The organism is Novosphingobium bradum (assembly GCF_042646485.1).
Lineage (GTDB): Bacteria > Pseudomonadota > Alphaproteobacteria > Sphingomonadales > Sphingomonadaceae > Novosphingobium > Novosphingobium bradum.
The window spans coordinates 92,695-108,282 of sequence record NZ_JBHRTQ010000002.1; the positions used below are offsets into that span (position 1 = coordinate 92,695).

Annotated in this window: 15 protein-coding genes; 10 read left to right on the top strand and 5 right to left on the bottom strand. The window is 68.9% G+C overall.

Annotation, left to right across the window (positions count from 1 at the left end):
* Nucleotides 1-76: 76 nt before the first annotated feature.
* From ACFOD9_RS01580 to ACFOD9_RS01595, 4 genes are all read left to right on the top strand, one after another.
* The gene (locus ACFOD9_RS01580) at nucleotides 77-331 is read left to right on the top strand and encodes a DUF5654 family protein (RefSeq protein WP_379508328.1); all 255 of its coding nucleotides are present in this window, start codon (nucleotides 77-79) and stop codon (nucleotides 329-331) included.
* Between the two features lie 119 nt (nucleotides 332-450).
* The gene (ispG, locus tag ACFOD9_RS01585) at nucleotides 451-1,599 is read left to right on the top strand and encodes a flavodoxin-dependent (E)-4-hydroxy-3-methylbut-2-enyl-diphosphate synthase (RefSeq protein ID WP_379508329.1); all 1,149 of its coding nucleotides are present in this window, start codon (nucleotides 451-453) and stop codon (nucleotides 1,597-1,599) included.
* 107 nt (nucleotides 1,600-1,706) lie between these two features.
* On the top strand, nucleotides 1,707-2,243 hold the full coding sequence (locus ACFOD9_RS01590; protein ID WP_379508330.1) for a retropepsin-like aspartic protease family protein: 537 nt from the start codon (nucleotides 1,707-1,709) through the stop codon (nucleotides 2,241-2,243).
* Nucleotides 2,244-2,310: 67 nt separating this feature from the next.
* Complete coding sequence (locus tag ACFOD9_RS01595) at nucleotides 2,311-2,946, top strand: murein L,D-transpeptidase catalytic domain-containing protein (RefSeq protein WP_379508331.1); 636 nt, start codon at nucleotides 2,311-2,313, stop codon at nucleotides 2,944-2,946.
* A gap of 142 nt (nucleotides 2,947-3,088) precedes the next feature.
* Here the strand turns inward: ACFOD9_RS01595 and ACFOD9_RS01600 are convergent, their stop codons facing one another.
* On the bottom strand, nucleotides 3,089-4,912 hold the full coding sequence (locus ACFOD9_RS01600) for an aminopeptidase P family protein (protein ID WP_379508332.1): 1,824 nt from the start codon (nucleotides 4,910-4,912) through the stop codon (nucleotides 3,089-3,091).
* Nucleotides 4,913-4,961: 49 nt separating this feature from the next.
* On the opposite strand from ACFOD9_RS01600, the gene ACFOD9_RS01605 reads away from it, so the two are divergent.
* A complete protein-coding gene (locus tag ACFOD9_RS01605; protein WP_379508333.1) occupies nucleotides 4,962-7,037 on the top strand; it encodes a S9 family peptidase in 2,076 nt (691 codons plus the stop codon).
* Between the two features lie 87 nt (nucleotides 7,038-7,124).
* Nucleotides 7,125-7,517, top strand: a complete 393-nt coding sequence (locus ACFOD9_RS01610) for an acyl-CoA thioesterase (RefSeq protein WP_379508334.1) — start codon at nucleotides 7,125-7,127, stop codon at nucleotides 7,515-7,517.
* A gap of 1 nt (nucleotide 7,518) precedes the next feature.
* Here the strand turns inward: ACFOD9_RS01610 and ACFOD9_RS01615 are convergent, their stop codons facing one another.
* The 3 genes from ACFOD9_RS01615 to ACFOD9_RS01625 all read right to left on the bottom strand — a co-directional run bounded on the left by ACFOD9_RS01615 (nucleotide 7,519) and on the right by ACFOD9_RS01625 (nucleotide 11,292).
* Nucleotides 7,519-7,962: a hypothetical protein gene (locus tag ACFOD9_RS01615; RefSeq protein ID WP_379508335.1), complete on the bottom strand. Its 444-nt coding sequence runs from the start codon at nucleotides 7,960-7,962 to the stop codon at nucleotides 7,519-7,521.
* A gap of 199 nt (nucleotides 7,963-8,161) precedes the next feature.
* Entirely contained in the window at nucleotides 8,162-10,558 is a 2,397-nt protein-coding gene (locus tag ACFOD9_RS01620; protein ID WP_379508336.1) for an FtsK/SpoIIIE family DNA translocase, read from the bottom strand.
* A 212-nt stretch (nucleotides 10,559-10,770) separates the two neighbouring features.
* On the bottom strand, nucleotides 10,771-11,292 hold the full coding sequence (locus ACFOD9_RS01625) for a thiamine phosphate synthase (protein ID WP_379508337.1): 522 nt from the start codon (nucleotides 11,290-11,292) through the stop codon (nucleotides 10,771-10,773).
* Nucleotides 11,293-11,353: 61 nt separating this feature from the next.
* Between ACFOD9_RS01625 and ACFOD9_RS01630 the strand changes: the two genes are divergently transcribed.
* Nucleotides 11,354-12,016 carry a YggS family pyridoxal phosphate-dependent enzyme gene (locus ACFOD9_RS01630; protein WP_379508338.1) on the top strand — a complete coding sequence of 221 codons (663 nt, stop codon included), beginning with the start codon at nucleotides 11,354-11,356 and terminating at the stop codon, nucleotides 12,014-12,016.
* Between the two features lie 117 nt (nucleotides 12,017-12,133).
* Here the strand turns inward: ACFOD9_RS01630 and pyk are convergent, their stop codons facing one another.
* A complete protein-coding gene (pyk, locus tag ACFOD9_RS01635; protein ID WP_379508339.1) occupies nucleotides 12,134-13,597 on the bottom strand; it encodes a pyruvate kinase in 1,464 nt (487 codons plus the stop codon).
* A gap of 66 nt (nucleotides 13,598-13,663) precedes the next feature.
* Between pyk and ACFOD9_RS01640 the strand changes: the two genes are divergently transcribed.
* From ACFOD9_RS01640 to ACFOD9_RS01650, 3 genes are all read left to right on the top strand, one after another.
* Complete coding sequence (locus ACFOD9_RS01640; protein WP_379508340.1) at nucleotides 13,664-13,999, top strand: DUF1244 domain-containing protein; 336 nt, start codon at nucleotides 13,664-13,666, stop codon at nucleotides 13,997-13,999.
* 217 nt (nucleotides 14,000-14,216) lie between these two features.
* Nucleotides 14,217-14,453, top strand: coding sequence for a DUF2312 domain-containing protein (locus ACFOD9_RS01645; protein ID WP_379508341.1), 237 nt, complete (start codon nucleotides 14,217-14,219; stop codon nucleotides 14,451-14,453).
* 298 nt (nucleotides 14,454-14,751) lie between these two features.
* The gene (locus tag ACFOD9_RS01650) at nucleotides 14,752-15,495 is read left to right on the top strand and encodes a YebC/PmpR family DNA-binding transcriptional regulator (protein WP_379508342.1); all 744 of its coding nucleotides are present in this window, start codon (nucleotides 14,752-14,754) and stop codon (nucleotides 15,493-15,495) included.
* Nucleotides 15,496-15,588: the final 93 nt, after the last annotated feature.

Below are 15,588 nucleotides of genomic sequence, written 5' to 3' on the forward strand. Positions count from 1 at the left end.
ATGGCCGGACGGGCGCGGCTTGCCCCGCGCGTCGCCCTTTGCCACCATCCCGCAATCGATCCACAGGGGACCTGCCATGACCGATCCGAAAGCCATGATCCAGACGATGATCGCGCTCTCCTCCGCCTCGCTCGGCCTGGTCGCCGCGCTGGCCTGGAACGAGGCGATCAAGGCCACGCTCGCCCGGCTCGGCATGGGCGATGACCTGGCCGGGCTCTATTCCTATGCCATCATCGCCACGGTGCTGGCCGTGGTGGTCCTCACCGTGCTGGGCCGCATTTCGGCGAAGATCGGCGGCGAGGCGGCCTTCGAGCGCGAAGCCGAGGGCTGATTGTCGAGGGCTGAACGCAAGGGCCGAAAACAGGGGCGGGGATGTCCCGCCCCACCCGCAAGCCGCCCGCAAGTCGCCCGCGATTGCCCGAATCTCCGCCCGCGCCTATATCGGCCCCCATGTCCTCCATCAGACCCTGGCGCACCATCGTGCGCCGCCAGAGCCGGCAGATCATGGTCGGCGCCGTGCCCGTGGGCGGCGATGCGCCGATCACGGTCCAGACCATGACCAACACCCCCACCGCCGATGCCGGGGCCACGATCAGCCAGATCCGCCGCTGCGAGGAGGCCGGGGCCGATATCATCCGCGTTTCCTGCCCCGATGAAGCCAGCACCGCGGCCTTCCGCGAAATCGCCCGCGCCGCCACCGTGCCCTTGGTTGCCGACATCCACTTCCACTACAAGCGCGCGCTCGAAGCCGCCGATGCCGGCGCCGCCTGCCTCAGGATCAACCCCGGCAACATCGGCTCATCGGAGCGCGTGGCCGAAGTGGTCCGCGCCGCCAAGGCCAATGGCTGCGCGATCCGCATCGGGGTCAATGCCGGCAGCCTCGAGAAGGACCTGCTCGAAAAATACGGCGAACCCTGCCCGGAAGCCCTGGTGGTGAGCGCGCTCGATCATATCAAGCTGCTGCAGGACCACGATTTCCACGAATACAAGGTGGCCGTGAAGGCCAGCGACGTGTTCCTTGCCGTCGCCGCCTACCAGGCCTTGTCCGAAGCGGTCGATTGCCCGCTGCACCTCGGCATCACCGAGGCCGGCGGCCTCATCGGCGGCACGGTCAAATCATCGATCGGCATCGGCTCGCTGCTGTGGGCCGGGATCGGCGACACCATCCGCGTCTCGCTTTCGGCCGAGCCGGAAGAGGAAGTGCGCGTCGGCTTCGAGATCCTGAAAAGCCTGGGCCTCAGGACACGGGGCGTCCGCATCGTCTCGTGCCCCAGCTGCGCGCGGCAGGGCTTCGACGTGATCCGCACGGTCGAAACGCTCGAAAAGCGGCTCTCCCACATCAAGACCCCGCTCTCGCTCTCGGTGCTGGGCTGCGTGGTCAACGGCCCGGGCGAAGCGCGCGAGACCGACATCGGCCTTACCGGCGGAGGCAACGGCAAGCACATGGTCTACCTTTCGGGGGTGACCGATCATCACGTCCAGTCCGAGGCCATGCTCGATCACATCGTCGCGCTGGTCGAAGCCCGCGCCGAACAGATCGAGGCGGAAACCACCGACGCCGGCAAGTGCGACGCGGTCGCGCTCCAGCCCTCCCCCTGAAATCACCCCTCTCCCAAGGGGGAGGTCCAGGGGCCGCCCTGCGCCTGGCCATTTGCCCGCCGCCCCATTTGCCGGATGGTAACCATCCCCGCCTAGAACGGCGAGCGATGCGGCACATCGTCATCCTCGCGCTCGGCCTGGTCGCCGCGCTCATGCTGGTCGGCCAGTTGCTTTCGCCGGTCCACCCGCTCGACGGGCCGACCGGCGGCGTGGTCCTGGCCACTCCGAAGCCGCTCGCCGCCGCGACCCCGACCCCGTCCGCCTATGCCGGCGGCGAAGGCCTGGTGATCGACCGCGACCCGTCCGGCCAGTTCCACGTCAATGCCGAGATCAACGGCCAGTCCACCCGGTTCCTCGTCGATACCGGCGCCGATGCCGTGGCACTCACCGTGGCCGATGCCGAGGCCGCCGGGATCAGGGTCGATCCCGCCACCTTCCAGCCGATACTCCAGACCGCCTCGGGCGAAGGCTGGGGCACGCTGGTGACCATGGACCGGCTGGTGCTGGGCCGAACCGAACTGCACAATGTCGGCGCGGTCGTGGTCAAGGACCTGGGGGTCAGCCTGCTCGGCCAGTCGGTGCTGGGGCAGATCGGCAAGCTGGAGCTGAAGGGCGACCGCATGGTGCTTGAACCGCTCCACTGAACCGGCGGCGCCCCGGATGGCCTCGCCCCATCTGGAAAACCGGCCCGATCCGCGCTATAATCAACTCATGGACAGACGATCGCTTCTGACCGGCGCCGTCGCCGCTGGCGCATTGGCCGCGATGCCCGGTCGCGCCATCGCGCAACCGTTCGCCCAGGCCTTTGCCCAGCCCTTCACCCTGTCCGAACAGCACCGCAAGATCCTCGCCGTGGCGAAAGACCAGCTGGAGCGCAACCGCGCCCACCTGTGGCGCACCGATCTGGTCGGCGTGGCCGATTTTGCCCTGCCCAGCGCCCTGCCGCGCTTCCATTTCGCCCATCTCGAACAGGGCACGGTCCGCTCGTTCCTGGTCGCCCACGGCAAGGGTTCGGATCCCGAGCATGATGGCTTCCTGAAAACCTTCTCGAACGAGCCGGGCAGCCTTGCCTCCAGCCGCGGCGCCTATGTCACCAACGAATGGTACAAGGGCAAGTATGGCACCTCGATCCGCCTCGCCGGTCTCGATCCTGACAATTCCAACGTGCTCGACCGCGCCATCGTCCTCCACCCGGCGTGGTACGCGAACGAGGATATGCTGACCAAATGGGGCAAGCTCGGCCGCTCCGACGGCTGCTTCGCCATGGGCGAGGCCGATTTCAACGAAGCCCTCTGGCACCTCTCCGGCGGCCGCCTGATCTACGCCGACAAGCTGGGGCTGGGCTGATCAAGCCGTTCCTCCCCGCTCGCGGGGAGGGGGACCGCCGGAACGGTGGTGGAGGGGGCTTTCCGCACACGGAGCGCGAGCCTGACAGCCCCCTCCGTCAGCCTGCGGCTGCCACCTCCCCGCAAGCGGGGAGGAGCGCGCTTCACCCCCGCGCCAGCGCGGGCATGGCCAGTGGCGCGCAGGCTTCGCGCAGCCAGCCCAGCACCACGCCATCCACCTGCGGGCCAACGATTGCCAGCACCCGCGCGTGATAGGCATTCCACCAGGCCACCTCGCCCGGCTCGAGGATCGCGGTGTTGATCAGCGCCCGGTCGATCGGCACGTGGGTCAGCGTGTCGAAGCCCAGGAACGCCCCTTCCGCCCCCTCGATCACGCGCTCTTCCACCAGCAGCAGGTTCTCGATGCGGATGCCCCAGGCGCCGGCCTTGTAGTAGCCCGGCTCGTTGGACAGGATCATGCCGGGCAGCAATTCCTGCTCGGTCCCGCCCTGCCCGCCCGAGCTGCGCGAAATCCGCTGCGGCCCTTCGTGGACCGACAGGAAGGCGCCCACCCCGTGGCCGGTGCCATGGGCATAGTCGATCCCGGCGTGCCACAGGAACTGGCGCGCCAGGGTATCGAGCTGGCTGCCCAGCGTGCCCTTGGGGAACACCGCGCGCGACAGGGCGATGTGGCCCTTGAGCACGCGGGTAAACCGGTCGCGCTCCTCCGCGCCCGCCTCGCCCGGGCCGATCCAGACCGTGCGGGTGATATCGGTGGTGCCATCGGGATATTGCCCGCCCGAATCGACCAGGTACATCGAACCCGGCTCCAGCTTGCGGTTGGTCGCCTCGCTTACCCGGTAATGGACGATCGCCCCGTTCGGCCCGGCCCCGGAAATCGTGTCGAACGAAAGATCGCGCAGGTCGCCCGAGGCCGCGCGCGCGCGGTGCAGCCACTCGGCGGCGGCCAGTTCATCCACGGTGCCGGTCTGCCCCTCGCGGCTCAGCCAGTGGAGGAAATGGACCATGGCCGCTCCGTCGCGGGCCTGGGCCGCGCGGTGGCCGGCGATCTCGGCGGGATTCTTGGTGGCCTTGGGCAGCACCGTCGGGTCCTGCGCCTCCACCACCTCGGCCCCGCCGTCCGCCAGGGCGACGAACACCCCCATCACCGTGCGCTCGGGATCGACCGCCACCTTGCGCCCCGCCAGCCCGGCAAGCGCGCTGGCAAAGTCCGCGCGCGGGCGGATCGCCACGGCATGGCCCAGATGGGCGCGCAAGGCATCGGTCACCTTCTCGGGGGCGATGAACAGTTCCGCGCCGCCATCGTCGCGCACCAGCGCGAAGGCCAGGGCCACCGGGGTCCGCTCGATATCCGTGCCGCGCAGGTTGAACAGCCAGGCCACCGAATCGAGCGCGGAGATCACCACCGCGTCGCAGCCCTTGTCCGTCAGCCATTGCCCGATGGCCGCCCGCTTGGCCGCGCTCGATTGCCCGGCCAGCGCCTCGGGGTGGACCAGCGCCGGGGCCGGCGAAGGCGCCGAGCGGTCGGTCCAGACCGCGTCCACCGGGTTGCGCGCCGCCGGCACGAGGCTTGCCCCCTTCTCGGCCAGCGCCTTGCCCGCCGCATCGGCCCAGCGCTTGCCGTGGAGCCAGGCATCATAGCCCACCTTCAGGCCCGGCCGCGCCTGTTCGCCCAGCCACTTGGCCACCGAGGTCTGCGGCACGCTCTCATAGGCATAGAGCGCGCCATCGACCTCGCCCCGCACCTGCAAGGTATAGCGCCCATCCACGAAGATCGCGGCCCGGTCCTTCAGCACCACCGCCGTCCCCGCCGAACCGCCAAAGCCGGTCAGCCAGGCCAGCCGCTGGGCATAGGCGCCGACATATTCGCTCATGTGCTCGTCGGAGATCGGCACCACGAAGCCGTCCAGCCCCTGCCTTTCCAGTTCCTGGCGCAGGGCATCGAGACGGGCTTGGGGAACTGACATCGGCATGGAACACTCAGCCAAGGTTGCGGGGCGGGCCTGCCCAACATAGATGCGGGTGATGCCCGATAACACCCCCCCGAGCCATCCCCCCATCGCCGCGAAGCAGCCCAGCAGCGTCACCCACCACGGGATCACCGTGACGGACGATTATGCCTGGCTGCGCGATCCGGGCTATCCCGAGGTCAAGGACCCGGAGATTCTCGCCCACCTGGAGGCCGAGAACGCCTGGTTCGAGGCGCGCATGGCCCCCCGCAAGCCCCTCGTCGACAGCCTGTTCACCGAGATGCGCGCCCGCATCAAGGAGGCCGACAGGTCGGTTCCCCAGAAGGATGGCGACTGGCTCTACTGGATCGAATACGAGGAAGGCGCCGAATACAAGAAGTGGTGGCGCAAGCCCGTCACCGGCGGCCCGGACGAATTGATCCTCGACGAGGTCGCACTGGCTGAGGGCCACGACTATTTCCGCCTCGGCGCGCTCTCGGTCAGCAAGGACGGCAGGCTGCTCGCCTGGTCGGTCGACGACAACGGCTCCGAACGCTTTACCGCCCGGATCAAGGTGCTGGCCACCGGCGAGCTCCTGCCCGACGTGATCGAGGGCACGCTCTCGGGCCTGGTCTGGTGCGCCGATGACAAGGCGCTGGTCTATTCGCTCGCCAACGAACAGTGGCGCACCGACAATGCCCGCCTCCACTGGCTGGGCCGCCCGGTGGCCGAGGACGTGGAGCTTTACCACGAGGACGATGAAGGCTTCCGCGTCGGCGCGGGGCTTTCGGCCAACGAGGAATGGCTGGTGATCTCCACCAGCGACCATGAAACCAGCGAGGTCCGCCTGGTCCCCGCCGCCGATCCGCTGGCCGCGCCGCTGCTGGTCCGGCCCCGCAAGCCCGGCGTCGAATACGATGTCGACCTGCGCGGCGAAACGCTGTTCATCCACGCCAACGATACCCACGAGAACTTCCGCCTCGCCACCGCGCCGCTTGCGGCACCCGGCGAATGGACCACGCTGGTCGAAGGCACCGATGCCTTCTACCTTACCGGCTTCGAGCTGTTCCGCGATTTCTACGTGGTCGAAGGGCGCCTTGCCGGCCTCGACCAGATCGAGATCCGCTATTACGATGATCGCGCCCGCATCGAACCCATCGTCTTCCCCGAAGCCAGCTACGATGCCGGCCTGGGCGACAATCCCGAATGGCACACCACCGTCCTGCGCCTCGGGTACGAATCGATGGTCAGCCCGGCCACCACTTATGATTACCACGTGGCCGAACGCCGGCTCGAAGTCCGCAAGGTCCAGGAAATCCCCTCCGGCTACGATGCCTCGCTCTACGTGACCGAGCGGCTGGAAGTGCCGGCGCGCGATGGCACCGCGATCCCGGTCAGCGTGGTTGCGCGCAAGGATCGCAAACCTGGCGGCCCGCTGCACCTCTACGGCTATGGCGCCTATGGCATCGCCATCCCCCCCGGCTTCTCCACCACCCGCCTCAGCCTGGTCGATCGCGGCTTCGCCTATGCCATCGCCCATATCCGCGGCGGCGACGATCTGGGCCGCGCCTGGTACAAGGCCGGCAAGCTGGAACGGCGCACCAACACCTTCCACGATTTCGTCGATGTCGCCCGCGCCCTGGCCGAACGCGGCTATACCGCGCCGGGCCGGATCAGCATTTCCGGCGGCTCGGCCGGCGGCGAGCTGATGGGCGCGGTGATGAACGAGGCGCCCGAGCTGTGGGGCGCGGTCGTCGCCCACGTGCCCTTCGTCGACGTGCTGGCCACCATGCTCGATGAAAGCCTGCCGCTCACGCCCGGCGAATGGCCGGAATGGGGCAATCCGGTGGAAGACCGGGCCGCCTTCGAGCTGATCCGCTCCTACAGCCCCTACGATCAGGTGGAGGCCAAGGCCTATCCCCCGCTGCTGGTCACCGCCGGCCTCAACGATCCGCGCGTCACCTACTGGGAACCGGCCAAGTGGGTCGCCCGCCTGCGCGAACTGAAGACCGACACCAACGAGCTCCTCCTCAAGACCAACATGGGTGCGGGCCACGGCGGCAAGTCGGGCCGGTTCGAGAGCCTGCGGGAGACGGCGGAAGAATTCGCCTTCATCCTCTGGCAGCTCGGACTCGCCGCATGACCCTCCCCGTCCCGTTCGTGTCGAGCGAAGTCGAGACACGCCGCGCACCGCCTCTCGCCGTCACTCGCGGCAAGCGGAGATAGGGCCATGTTTACCCAGACCTTCACCGCCGGCCCCGACGATATCGACGTCCTGGGCCACGTGAACAACGTGGTCTGGGTGAAATGGATGGAGGCGATCGCCACGGCCCATTGGCAGGCGGTTTCCCCGCCCGAACACCAGGCGCGCCATGTCTGGGTCGTCACCCGCCACGAGGTGGATTATCGCGGCAACATCGGCCCGGGCGAAAGCGTGACGGGCGAAACCGAGGTCGACGAAGGCCCGCGCGGCGCACGGATGACCCGCGCGATCCGCTTCCGCAACGCGGCGGGCAAGGTGATCGTCGATGCCCGAACCACCTGGGCGCTGATCGATCCGGCCACCGGCCGCCTCACCCGCGTCCCTCCCGAAGTCGCCGCCCCGTTCTACCGGGCCAGCTAGGTCAGAACGAAGCCGAAAGCCGCGAAGCCCGCGCCGTCGGCGGCGAGCGCCGCGCGCGGCGGGCAGCGTCCTTGCGCCGGGCCGAAGGGCTGGCCCCGCTGTCATGCAATTCCAGCGCGCAGCCCGGCTGGCCGATCCCGTGCCGTTCGCGCAAGTCCGCCTTGAGCGCCTCGATCGCCGCCTCGTCGGGCAGGTCCTGCACCGGATAGCGCGCGATCATCGCTTCCTCGGCAATGTCCACCACGAACAGGAAGCGACCGCCCACCGTCTCGGCCAGGTGCGTCACGTTGAAGCCATCGGCCAGGAACCAGCGCGCCTTGTCCCACGAGACGATCGGCCGCTCGCAGTGGCGGCACCAGCCGGTGTGCGAGCCATCGTCCTCCCGCTGCGCGCGCCCTTCCGGAACGTGCATCCGGGTGAACCAGCATTGCGTAAGAGCCTTCATCGCGTGCCAATCCCGAGAGCCATCGGCAACGATAACGGCCAGAATGGCAGCAATTTAAGCCCTTGCGCCCCTCCCCACCGCGTGGGGAGGTGTCAGCCTGCAAGGCTGACGGAGGGGGGCTTCCGGCAAACGCGGCGCTGCGGCCCACGCCCCCTCCACCGCCGTCCCGGCGGTCCCCCTCCCCGCAAGCGGGGAGGCATCACAGCACATTCCCGTCCTTGTCCCGGTAGATCTCGCGCCGGCCCACGTGGTTCGCCGGGCCGACCAGCCCATCGGCCTCCATCCGTTCGATCCACTTGGAGGCGGTGTTGTAGCCCACGCCCATCTGGCGCTGGATCCAGCTTGCCGAAGCCTTCTGGCTCTCGAACACCAGTTGGCAGACCTGCCGGTACTTGCGTTCTTCGGGTGCGTCGCTGGCCGTGGCATCGAGATCGTCGAAGCCGAAGGGCGAATCCTCCGGTTCCTCGGTTACGGAATCGACGTAGTCCGGCTCGCCCTGGGCGCGCCAGTGATCGGCGATCTTCTCCACCTCCTCGTCGCTCACGAAGGGGCCGTGGACGCGCTTGATCGGGTCGGTGGCCGGCTTGTAGAGCATATCGCCCTTGCCCAGCAGTTGCTCGGCGCCCTGTTCGCCCAGGATGGTGCGGCTGTCGATCCGGCTGGTCACGGCGAAGGAAATGCGGGTCGGCAGGTTGGCCTTGATCACGCCCGTGATGACATCCACCGACGGGCGCTGCGTGGCCATGATCAGGTGGATGCCGGCCGCGCGGCTCTTTTGCGAAAGGCGCTGGATCAGCACCTCGATTTCCTTGCCCACGGTCACCATCAGGTCGGCCAGCTCGTCGACGATCACCACGATCTGCGGCAGGGCCTGGTATTCGAACAGCTGCTCCTCATACAGCTCCTCGCCGGTATCGGGATCGAAGCCGATCGGGATGCGCTTGCCCAGCGGCTTGCCCTTGGCGATCGCGGTGCGGACCTTCTCGTTGAAGCCGGAAATGTTGCGGACCGAGATCTCGCTCATCATCCGGTAGCGCCGCTCCATCTCCTCGACCGCCCATTTCAGCGCGCGCACGGCCTTGGCCGGCTCGGTCACCACGGGCGAGAGCAGGTGGGGGATATTGTCGTAGCTTTTCAGCTCCAGCACCTTGGGATCGACCAGGATCATCCGGCACTCGGCCGGGGTCAGCCGGTAGAGCAGCGAGAGCAGGATGCAGTTGAGGCCAACCGACTTGCCCGAGCCGGTCGTGCCCGCCACCAGCAGGTGGGGCATGGTGGCAAGATCGGCCACGATCGGCTCGCCGGCGATGTCCTTGCCCAGGATGATCGGGAGCAGCCCCTTGGAATTGGCGAACCTGTCGCAGGCCACCAGCTCCTTGAAGCTGACCATCTGGCGATCGGCATTGGGCAGCTCGATGCCCATGACCGTGCGCCCCGGGATCGCGGCGACGCGCGCCGAGATCGCGCTCATGTTGCGGGCGATGTCGTCGGCCAGGCCGATCACCCGGCTGGCCTTGATGCCGGGCGCCGGCTCCAGCTCGTACATGGTTACCACCGGGCCGGTCCGCACCGCCGTGATCTCGCCCTTGACGTTGAAATCGTCGAGCACGGTTTCGAGCAGGCGCGCATTGCGCTCCAGCGCCAGCTTGTCGATCTTCACCTGCGAATTGGGCGGGGGATCGGCCAGCAGGTCAAGGCCGGGCAGTTCGAACTCGTCGAACAGGTCGCCCTGGCGCTTGGGACTGAGGGTCTGGGCTGGCTTGATCGGACGGGTCGGATCACTGATCTCGGTCGCGCGGCGCGGCGCATCCGAAGCCGGTTCGGCCGGCGCCGCGCGCGGTTCGCGCAGCAGCACCTCGCGGGCCGGCTCGATCCCCTGCAACTGGGCCAGCGCCGGGGCCGGGCGGCGGCGGCCAAACACCCGGGGCAGGGCCAGCAGGCTCGCCCAGTCCAGCGCGAAGACCCGCGCCACAAGGCCCGCGCCGGCCACCAGACAGGCCAGAGCCGCGGCCAGGATCGCCCAGCCGCGCACCATGTCGGGCAGGAATTCGGCCAGCGCGCGCAGACCCTTGGCGCCCAGCAGCCCGGCAAGACCGCCCATGGTCGCCGGCAGCTTGCCGCCCGGCGCGGTGAAGGCCAGGGTCAGCACCGTGCCGATCAGCGCCATGGCCAGCAGCAGCACCATGACCGAACGCCACCAGTGACGCCCGCCCCGGGCCGCCCAGGCTTCGTCGGGACCAGGATCCTCGTCGCCCTCCGCGGCCTCGGCGAAGCGCCACAGGCGCCGGCCCCAGGCCACCAGCAGCACCACCAGCAACATCGCGGTCGGCCCGAACAGGAACAGCGCCTGGTCGGCCACGAAGGCGCCGGGCCGGCCCATCCAGTTGAGCACCTCGCCGCCCGCCGCGGTCGAGGCGGATGGGTCGGTCTGGTGATAGGAGGCCAGGGCAAGGGCCAGGAACAGCGCCGCGCCCAGCAGGAGCAGGGCGCCGCCCAGCTCCAGCGCGCGGCGCACCGAGCGGCGCAGCACCAGCCGCCACTTGCCCGAAGGCGCGGGCCGGCGCGCGCCAGCGCCCGGGATTGCCTGTGATGCCATTGGCTGCTTCGCGCCCCTTCCGCCAGAACAGCGCCCATAATGCGCCCTGGGGTGACTCCGCGTCAAGAATCCACAGGATTGGCTCTGGTCCTTCTGCGATGAGCGGAGTGGCGGTCCCCGTCGTCCCGGGCTCGCCCCGGGACCGCTGGGGGTTCTTCAGGCGATCCCTCTCCGGCCGGCCTTGCAGCTTCGCACCGGCCACCGGTCCCGGGTCAGGCCCGGAACGACGACGCCAGCCCATCGATCGCCGCCCAGCCCCAGGCCCGCAGCGCCCGGGCGCGGCGCGCGTCCATCCCGCCCAGCGCCAGGACCGGCACCGGGCTGCGCGCCGCCAGCAGCCGGAACCGCACCGCCCCCAGCCCCGGCGCGCCGGGGTGCGAGCGGGTCGGGAACACCGGCGAAAGCAGCAGGGCGCTGGCCCGCGCCTGCCGGCCCTTGCCGATCTCGGCCAGCGAGTGGGCCGTCACCAGCCGCGCCAGACCCGGCCCGCGCGCCAGCAGCTCTGCCGGGCCATAGCAGGCATCGGCCCCCACCGCGCGCGCCTCGCGGACCGATCCCGCCCAGGCCATGGCCACGCCGCGCCCGCGCGCGGCCCGCGCCAGCGCGCGGAACCGCGCCACGCGCTGCGCCGGCGGCAGGTGATAGTGGCGAAACACCAGCCCGCTCCCGCGCGGCAACCGCGCCAGCGCGGCCTCCAGCCCGGCATCATTGCGCGCGTCGGAAACCAGCCACAATCGCGCGAAGGGCAAGCAAGATGTCTGGCGCGCAAGCATCCCCGCGCTATAGCGCAGCGCGATGGAACAGCCAGAGACCCTGCTCGAAATGGTCCGCGCCCGGATCGCCCATGCCGCCGCCGTGGCCCGCCGCAAGGCCGAGGAGATCACCCTCGTCGCGGTCAGCAAGACCCATGCCGCCGAGGCGATCGCCCCCCTGATCGCCGCCGGCCAGCGCGTCTTCGGGGAAAACCGCGTGCAGGAAGCGCAAGCCAAATGGCCCGCCCTGCGCGAAGCCCATCCCGGCCTCGAACTCCACCTCGTCGGCCAGCTCCAGTCCAACAAGGCCGATGATGCGGTCGCCCTGTTCGATTGCATCCACTCGGTCGATCGCCCCTCGCTGGTTGCCGCGCTGGCGAAAGCGATGGACAAGGCCGGCCGGCAGGTGCCCTGCTTCATCCAGGTCAACATCGGCGCGGAGGAACAGAAAGGCGGCTGCGCCATCGCCGAGCTGCCCACCCTGCTGGCCGAGGCCCGCGCGGCCACTCTGCCGGTCATCGGCCTGATGTGCGTGCCCCCCGCCGGAATCGAGCCGGCCCCGTTCTTCGCCCTGCTCGACAAGCTGGCGGCCGACCACGACCTGCCCGGCCGCTCGATGGGCATGAGCGACGATTTCGAAACCGCGATCCAGCTCGGCGCCACCCACGTCCGGGTCGGCAGCGCCCTGTTCGGCGCGCGCGACTAACCGGAAGGGTCCGCTCCTCCCGAGCTAGTCAAGGGGCTGTTTCGAGCGAAGCGAGAAACCTGGCGACACGACTGGGCGAACCGTCGGCAACCAGTCTCCCGCCTTGGCCCCCGGCCCTCAGTCCTCGCCCTTCTCCAATTCCTGCCCGGTCAGAGTCACCACGTGGAGCAGGTTGGTCGAGCCCGGCACGCCGAAGGGCACGCCGGCGAGCGTCACCAGCTTCGACCCCGCCGCGCCGAAGCCGTGGCGCAGGGCCATGCGCTTGCCCTTGGCGATCATCTCCTCGAATGAGCCGATCTCGCGGGTGTGGACCGCGTGGGCGCCCCACAGCAGGGCCACGCGCCGGGCGGTGCGGGGGCTGGGGGTCAGCACCAGCATCGGCACCGCCGGCCGCTCGCGCGCCACGCGCCGGGCGGTCGAACCGGAGCCGGTGAACACGATGATGCCCGCCAGGGTCACCGTATCGGCGATATTGGCGCAGGCCTGGGCGAGCGCGTCGGCGGTGGTCGCATCGGGGCGCACGTCGGTGAAGTGGATGCGCGCGGCATAGCCCGGATCGGCCTCCACCTGCTTGCCGATGCGGTCCATGATGGTCACCGCTTCCACCGGCCAGGCGCCGCTCGCCGTCTCGGCCGAAAGCATCACCGCGTCGGCCCCGTCGTAAACGGCATTGGCCACGTCGGACACCTCGGCGCGGGTCGGCGCCGGGCTCTCGATCATCGATTCGAGCATCTGCGTCGCCACGATCACCGGCTTGCCCGAACGGCGCGTGGCCTCCACGATCCGCTTCTGCAGCGGGGGCACTTCCTCGGGGTTCAGCTCCACACCCAGATCGCCGCGGGCCACCATGATCCCGTCGGACAGCTCGATGATCTCCTCCAGCCGGTCCACCGCGGCCGGCTTCTCGATCTTGGCGACCAGCGCCGTGCCGGAATTGCCCATCAGCTTGCGCGCCTCGGCCACGTCCTCGGGCCGCTGCACGAAGGACAGGGCGATCCAGTCGGCATGGTGCTCCAGCGCGAAGGCGAGGTCGCGGCGGTCCTTCTCGGTCAGGGCCGGCACCGGCACCACCGCATCGGGCACGTTGACCCCCTTGCGGTCGGAAATCATCCCGCCCACCTCGGCCGTGGTCACGATGGCATCGGCATCGGCGCGGACCACCCGCAGTTGCAGCTTGCCATCATCGATCAGCAGGCGCTGGCCGGGCCGCAGCACGCCGAACAGCTCGGGATGGGGCAGGCAGACCCGCTCCTCGGTGCCCGGCGCGGGATCGCGGTCGAGGGTGAAATGCGCGCCATGACGGATGCGCGCGCGCCCTTCGGCAAAGGTGCCGACCCTGAGCTTCGGCCCCTGCAGGTCGCACAGCACCGCCACCGGCCGGCCGAAGTCCTTCTCCGCCGCGCGGATATGGGCGATGGTCTCGGCATGGGTGGCATGGTCGCCGTGGCTCATGTTGACGCGGAAGGCATCGACCCCGGCGCGCAGCAATCGCGCGATCATTTCGGGCGAACGACTGGCCGGCCCCACGGTGGCGAGGATCTTGACCCGGCGGCCACGGTAGCTTGTCTTGGGATTTGCCACGAATTGTCCTTCCGCTGCGCGCCGCCCCTATGGCACAGAGCGGACAAAACCCAAGGACTGACCATCATGAGCTGCTCCGAGAATACGAATGCACCGGCCGGCGATCCGCTCGACGCGATAGACGATGCCGTTGCCGCCGCCGCCTTCCGCCGCCTGGTGCGCCACCTGCGCCATCGCCACGATGCCCAGAACATCGACCTGATGGGCCTGGCCGGCTTCTGCCGCAACTGCCTGGCCGACTGGATCGTCGACGCCGGCGCCCCCCTCGACAAGGCCCAGGCCCGCGAGGCGATCCACGGCCTGCCCGCCGCGCAATGGAAGGCCCGCTACCAGACCGAAGCCACCCCCGAGCAATTGGCCCGCATGGCCGAAAGCCTGAAACGGAACGGCGGAACGCACTGAATACGTCGTCCCGGACCCGATCCGGGATCGCTGGCGGTTCTTTAGGCGAGTCCCCTCGGGCCGGTACCGCCCAGATCCGCGTCGGCCAGCGGTCCCGGGTCGAGCCCGGGACGACACCCCGCCCGGTCCAACTATCCACAGCCCCACCTTTGCCCGAATCCGCGCAGCCCGCTAATCGGCGCGCCGGTTCACTGATTCTATCCGGAGACTTCATTCCATGGCCGATTCCGCCGACGACCGCCTGCGCCTGCTGATCGAACGCGTCGAACGCCTCGAAGAGGAAAAGAAGGGCATCCAGGACGATATCAAGGACGTCTACGGCGAGGCCAAGGCCACCGGCTACGACGCCAAGATCATGAAGCAGATCGTCCGCATCCGGAAGATGAAGCCGGATGATCGCCGCGAGATGGAAGCCATCCTCCAGACCTACATGAACGCCCTCGGCATCGATTGAGAGTCTTTGATTGATTGGGAAAGCCCATCCGGGCTTCCCCTGCGGCACCGGCCCGAGTCTTTTAGTCGGGTGCGCCTTCGACATCCGTCGTAGGCTTGCGGCACCAGCCCACTCCTCCGCCCGGCCACCCACGCAAGTATACTGGATGGGTGGCCGGGCGGGGGAGTGGGCTGGTGCCGCAAAGGGAAAGGCCGGATGACCTTTCCCCCCCAACCGAAAGACTCACCCATGATTGCCCGATGCCGCGCCATCGGCTAGGGCGCCAGCCAATCGCCACACCCAAGCAAGCGAAGAGCAAATGGCCGGCCATTCCAAATTCAAGAACATCATGCACCGCAAGGGCGCGCAGGACAAAAAGCGTTCCGCGCAGTTCTCCAAGCTCTCCCGCGAGATCACCGTCGCGGCCAAGATGGGGATGCCCGATCCGGACATGAACCCGCGCCTGCGCGCGGCGGTCAACGCCGCCAAGGCCCAGTCGATGCCCAAGGACAACATCCAGCGCGCGATCGACAAGGCCTCCAAGGGCGATGCCGAAAACTACGAGGAAGTGCGCTACGAGGGCTATGGCCCCGGCGGCGTGGCCCTCATCGTCGAGGCGCTGACCGACAACCGCAACCGCACCGCCACCAACGTTCGCACCGCCTTTGCCAAGAACGGCGGCAATCTCGGCGCCTCGGGCGCGGTCAGCCACGGCTTCGAACGCCTTGGCCTGATCGAATATCCGGGCTCGGTCGGCGATGAGGAGAAGGTTCTCGAAGCCGCGATCGAAGCCGGCGCCGACGATGTCGAGAGCGACGGCGAAAGCCACGCGATCTGGGTCGCGATCGAAAACCTCCACCCCGTCGCCCGCGAACTGGAAAAGAGCCTTGGCGAAGCCGAAGGCGTCAAGCTGGCGTGGAAACCCGGCCTCAAGGTCGATGTCGACGAAGGCACCGCCGCCACCCTGCTCAAGCTGATCGACGTGCTGGATGATGACGACGACGTCCAGACCGTCTGGGGCAACTACGAGATCTCCGACGAGGTCATGGAGAAGCTCGGTTGAGCCTGAAGTTCCTCCCCCTCTGGGGGAGGGGGACCATCCGCAGGATGGTGGAGGGGGCATGGCGCAACGCCACCCCCACCGCTCCGATCGCCG

Excerpts from the sequence above, each read along its gene's own strand:
- ACFOD9_RS01580 (WP_379508328.1), top strand. The coding sequence starts at position 77 with ATGACCGATCCGAAAGCCATGATCCAGACGATGATCGCGCTCTCCTCC.
- ispG (WP_379508329.1), top strand. The coding sequence starts at position 451 with ATGTCCTCCATCAGACCCTGGCGCACCATCGTGCGCCGCCAGAGCCGG.
- ACFOD9_RS01590 (WP_379508330.1), top strand. The coding sequence starts at position 1,707 with ATGCGGCACATCGTCATCCTCGCGCTCGGCCTGGTCGCCGCGCTCATG.
- ACFOD9_RS01595 (WP_379508331.1), top strand. The coding sequence starts at position 2,311 with ATGGACAGACGATCGCTTCTGACCGGCGCCGTCGCCGCTGGCGCATTG.
- ACFOD9_RS01600 (WP_379508332.1), bottom strand. The coding sequence starts at position 4,912 with ATGTCAGTTCCCCAAGCCCGTCTCGATGCCCTGCGCCAGGAACTGGAA.
- ACFOD9_RS01605 (WP_379508333.1), top strand. The coding sequence starts at position 4,962 with ATGCGGGTGATGCCCGATAACACCCCCCCGAGCCATCCCCCCATCGCC.
- ACFOD9_RS01610 (WP_379508334.1), top strand. The coding sequence starts at position 7,125 with ATGTTTACCCAGACCTTCACCGCCGGCCCCGACGATATCGACGTCCTG.
- ACFOD9_RS01615 (WP_379508335.1), bottom strand. The coding sequence starts at position 7,962 with ATGAAGGCTCTTACGCAATGCTGGTTCACCCGGATGCACGTTCCGGAA.
- ACFOD9_RS01620 (WP_379508336.1), bottom strand. The coding sequence starts at position 10,558 with ATGGCATCACAGGCAATCCCGGGCGCTGGCGCGCGCCGGCCCGCGCCT.
- ACFOD9_RS01630 (WP_379508338.1), top strand. The coding sequence starts at position 11,354 with ATGGAACAGCCAGAGACCCTGCTCGAAATGGTCCGCGCCCGGATCGCC.
- ACFOD9_RS01640 (WP_379508340.1), top strand. The coding sequence starts at position 13,664 with ATGAGCTGCTCCGAGAATACGAATGCACCGGCCGGCGATCCGCTCGAC.
- ACFOD9_RS01645 (WP_379508341.1), top strand. The coding sequence starts at position 14,217 with ATGGCCGATTCCGCCGACGACCGCCTGCGCCTGCTGATCGAACGCGTC.
- ACFOD9_RS01650 (WP_379508342.1), top strand. The coding sequence starts at position 14,752 with ATGGCCGGCCATTCCAAATTCAAGAACATCATGCACCGCAAGGGCGCG.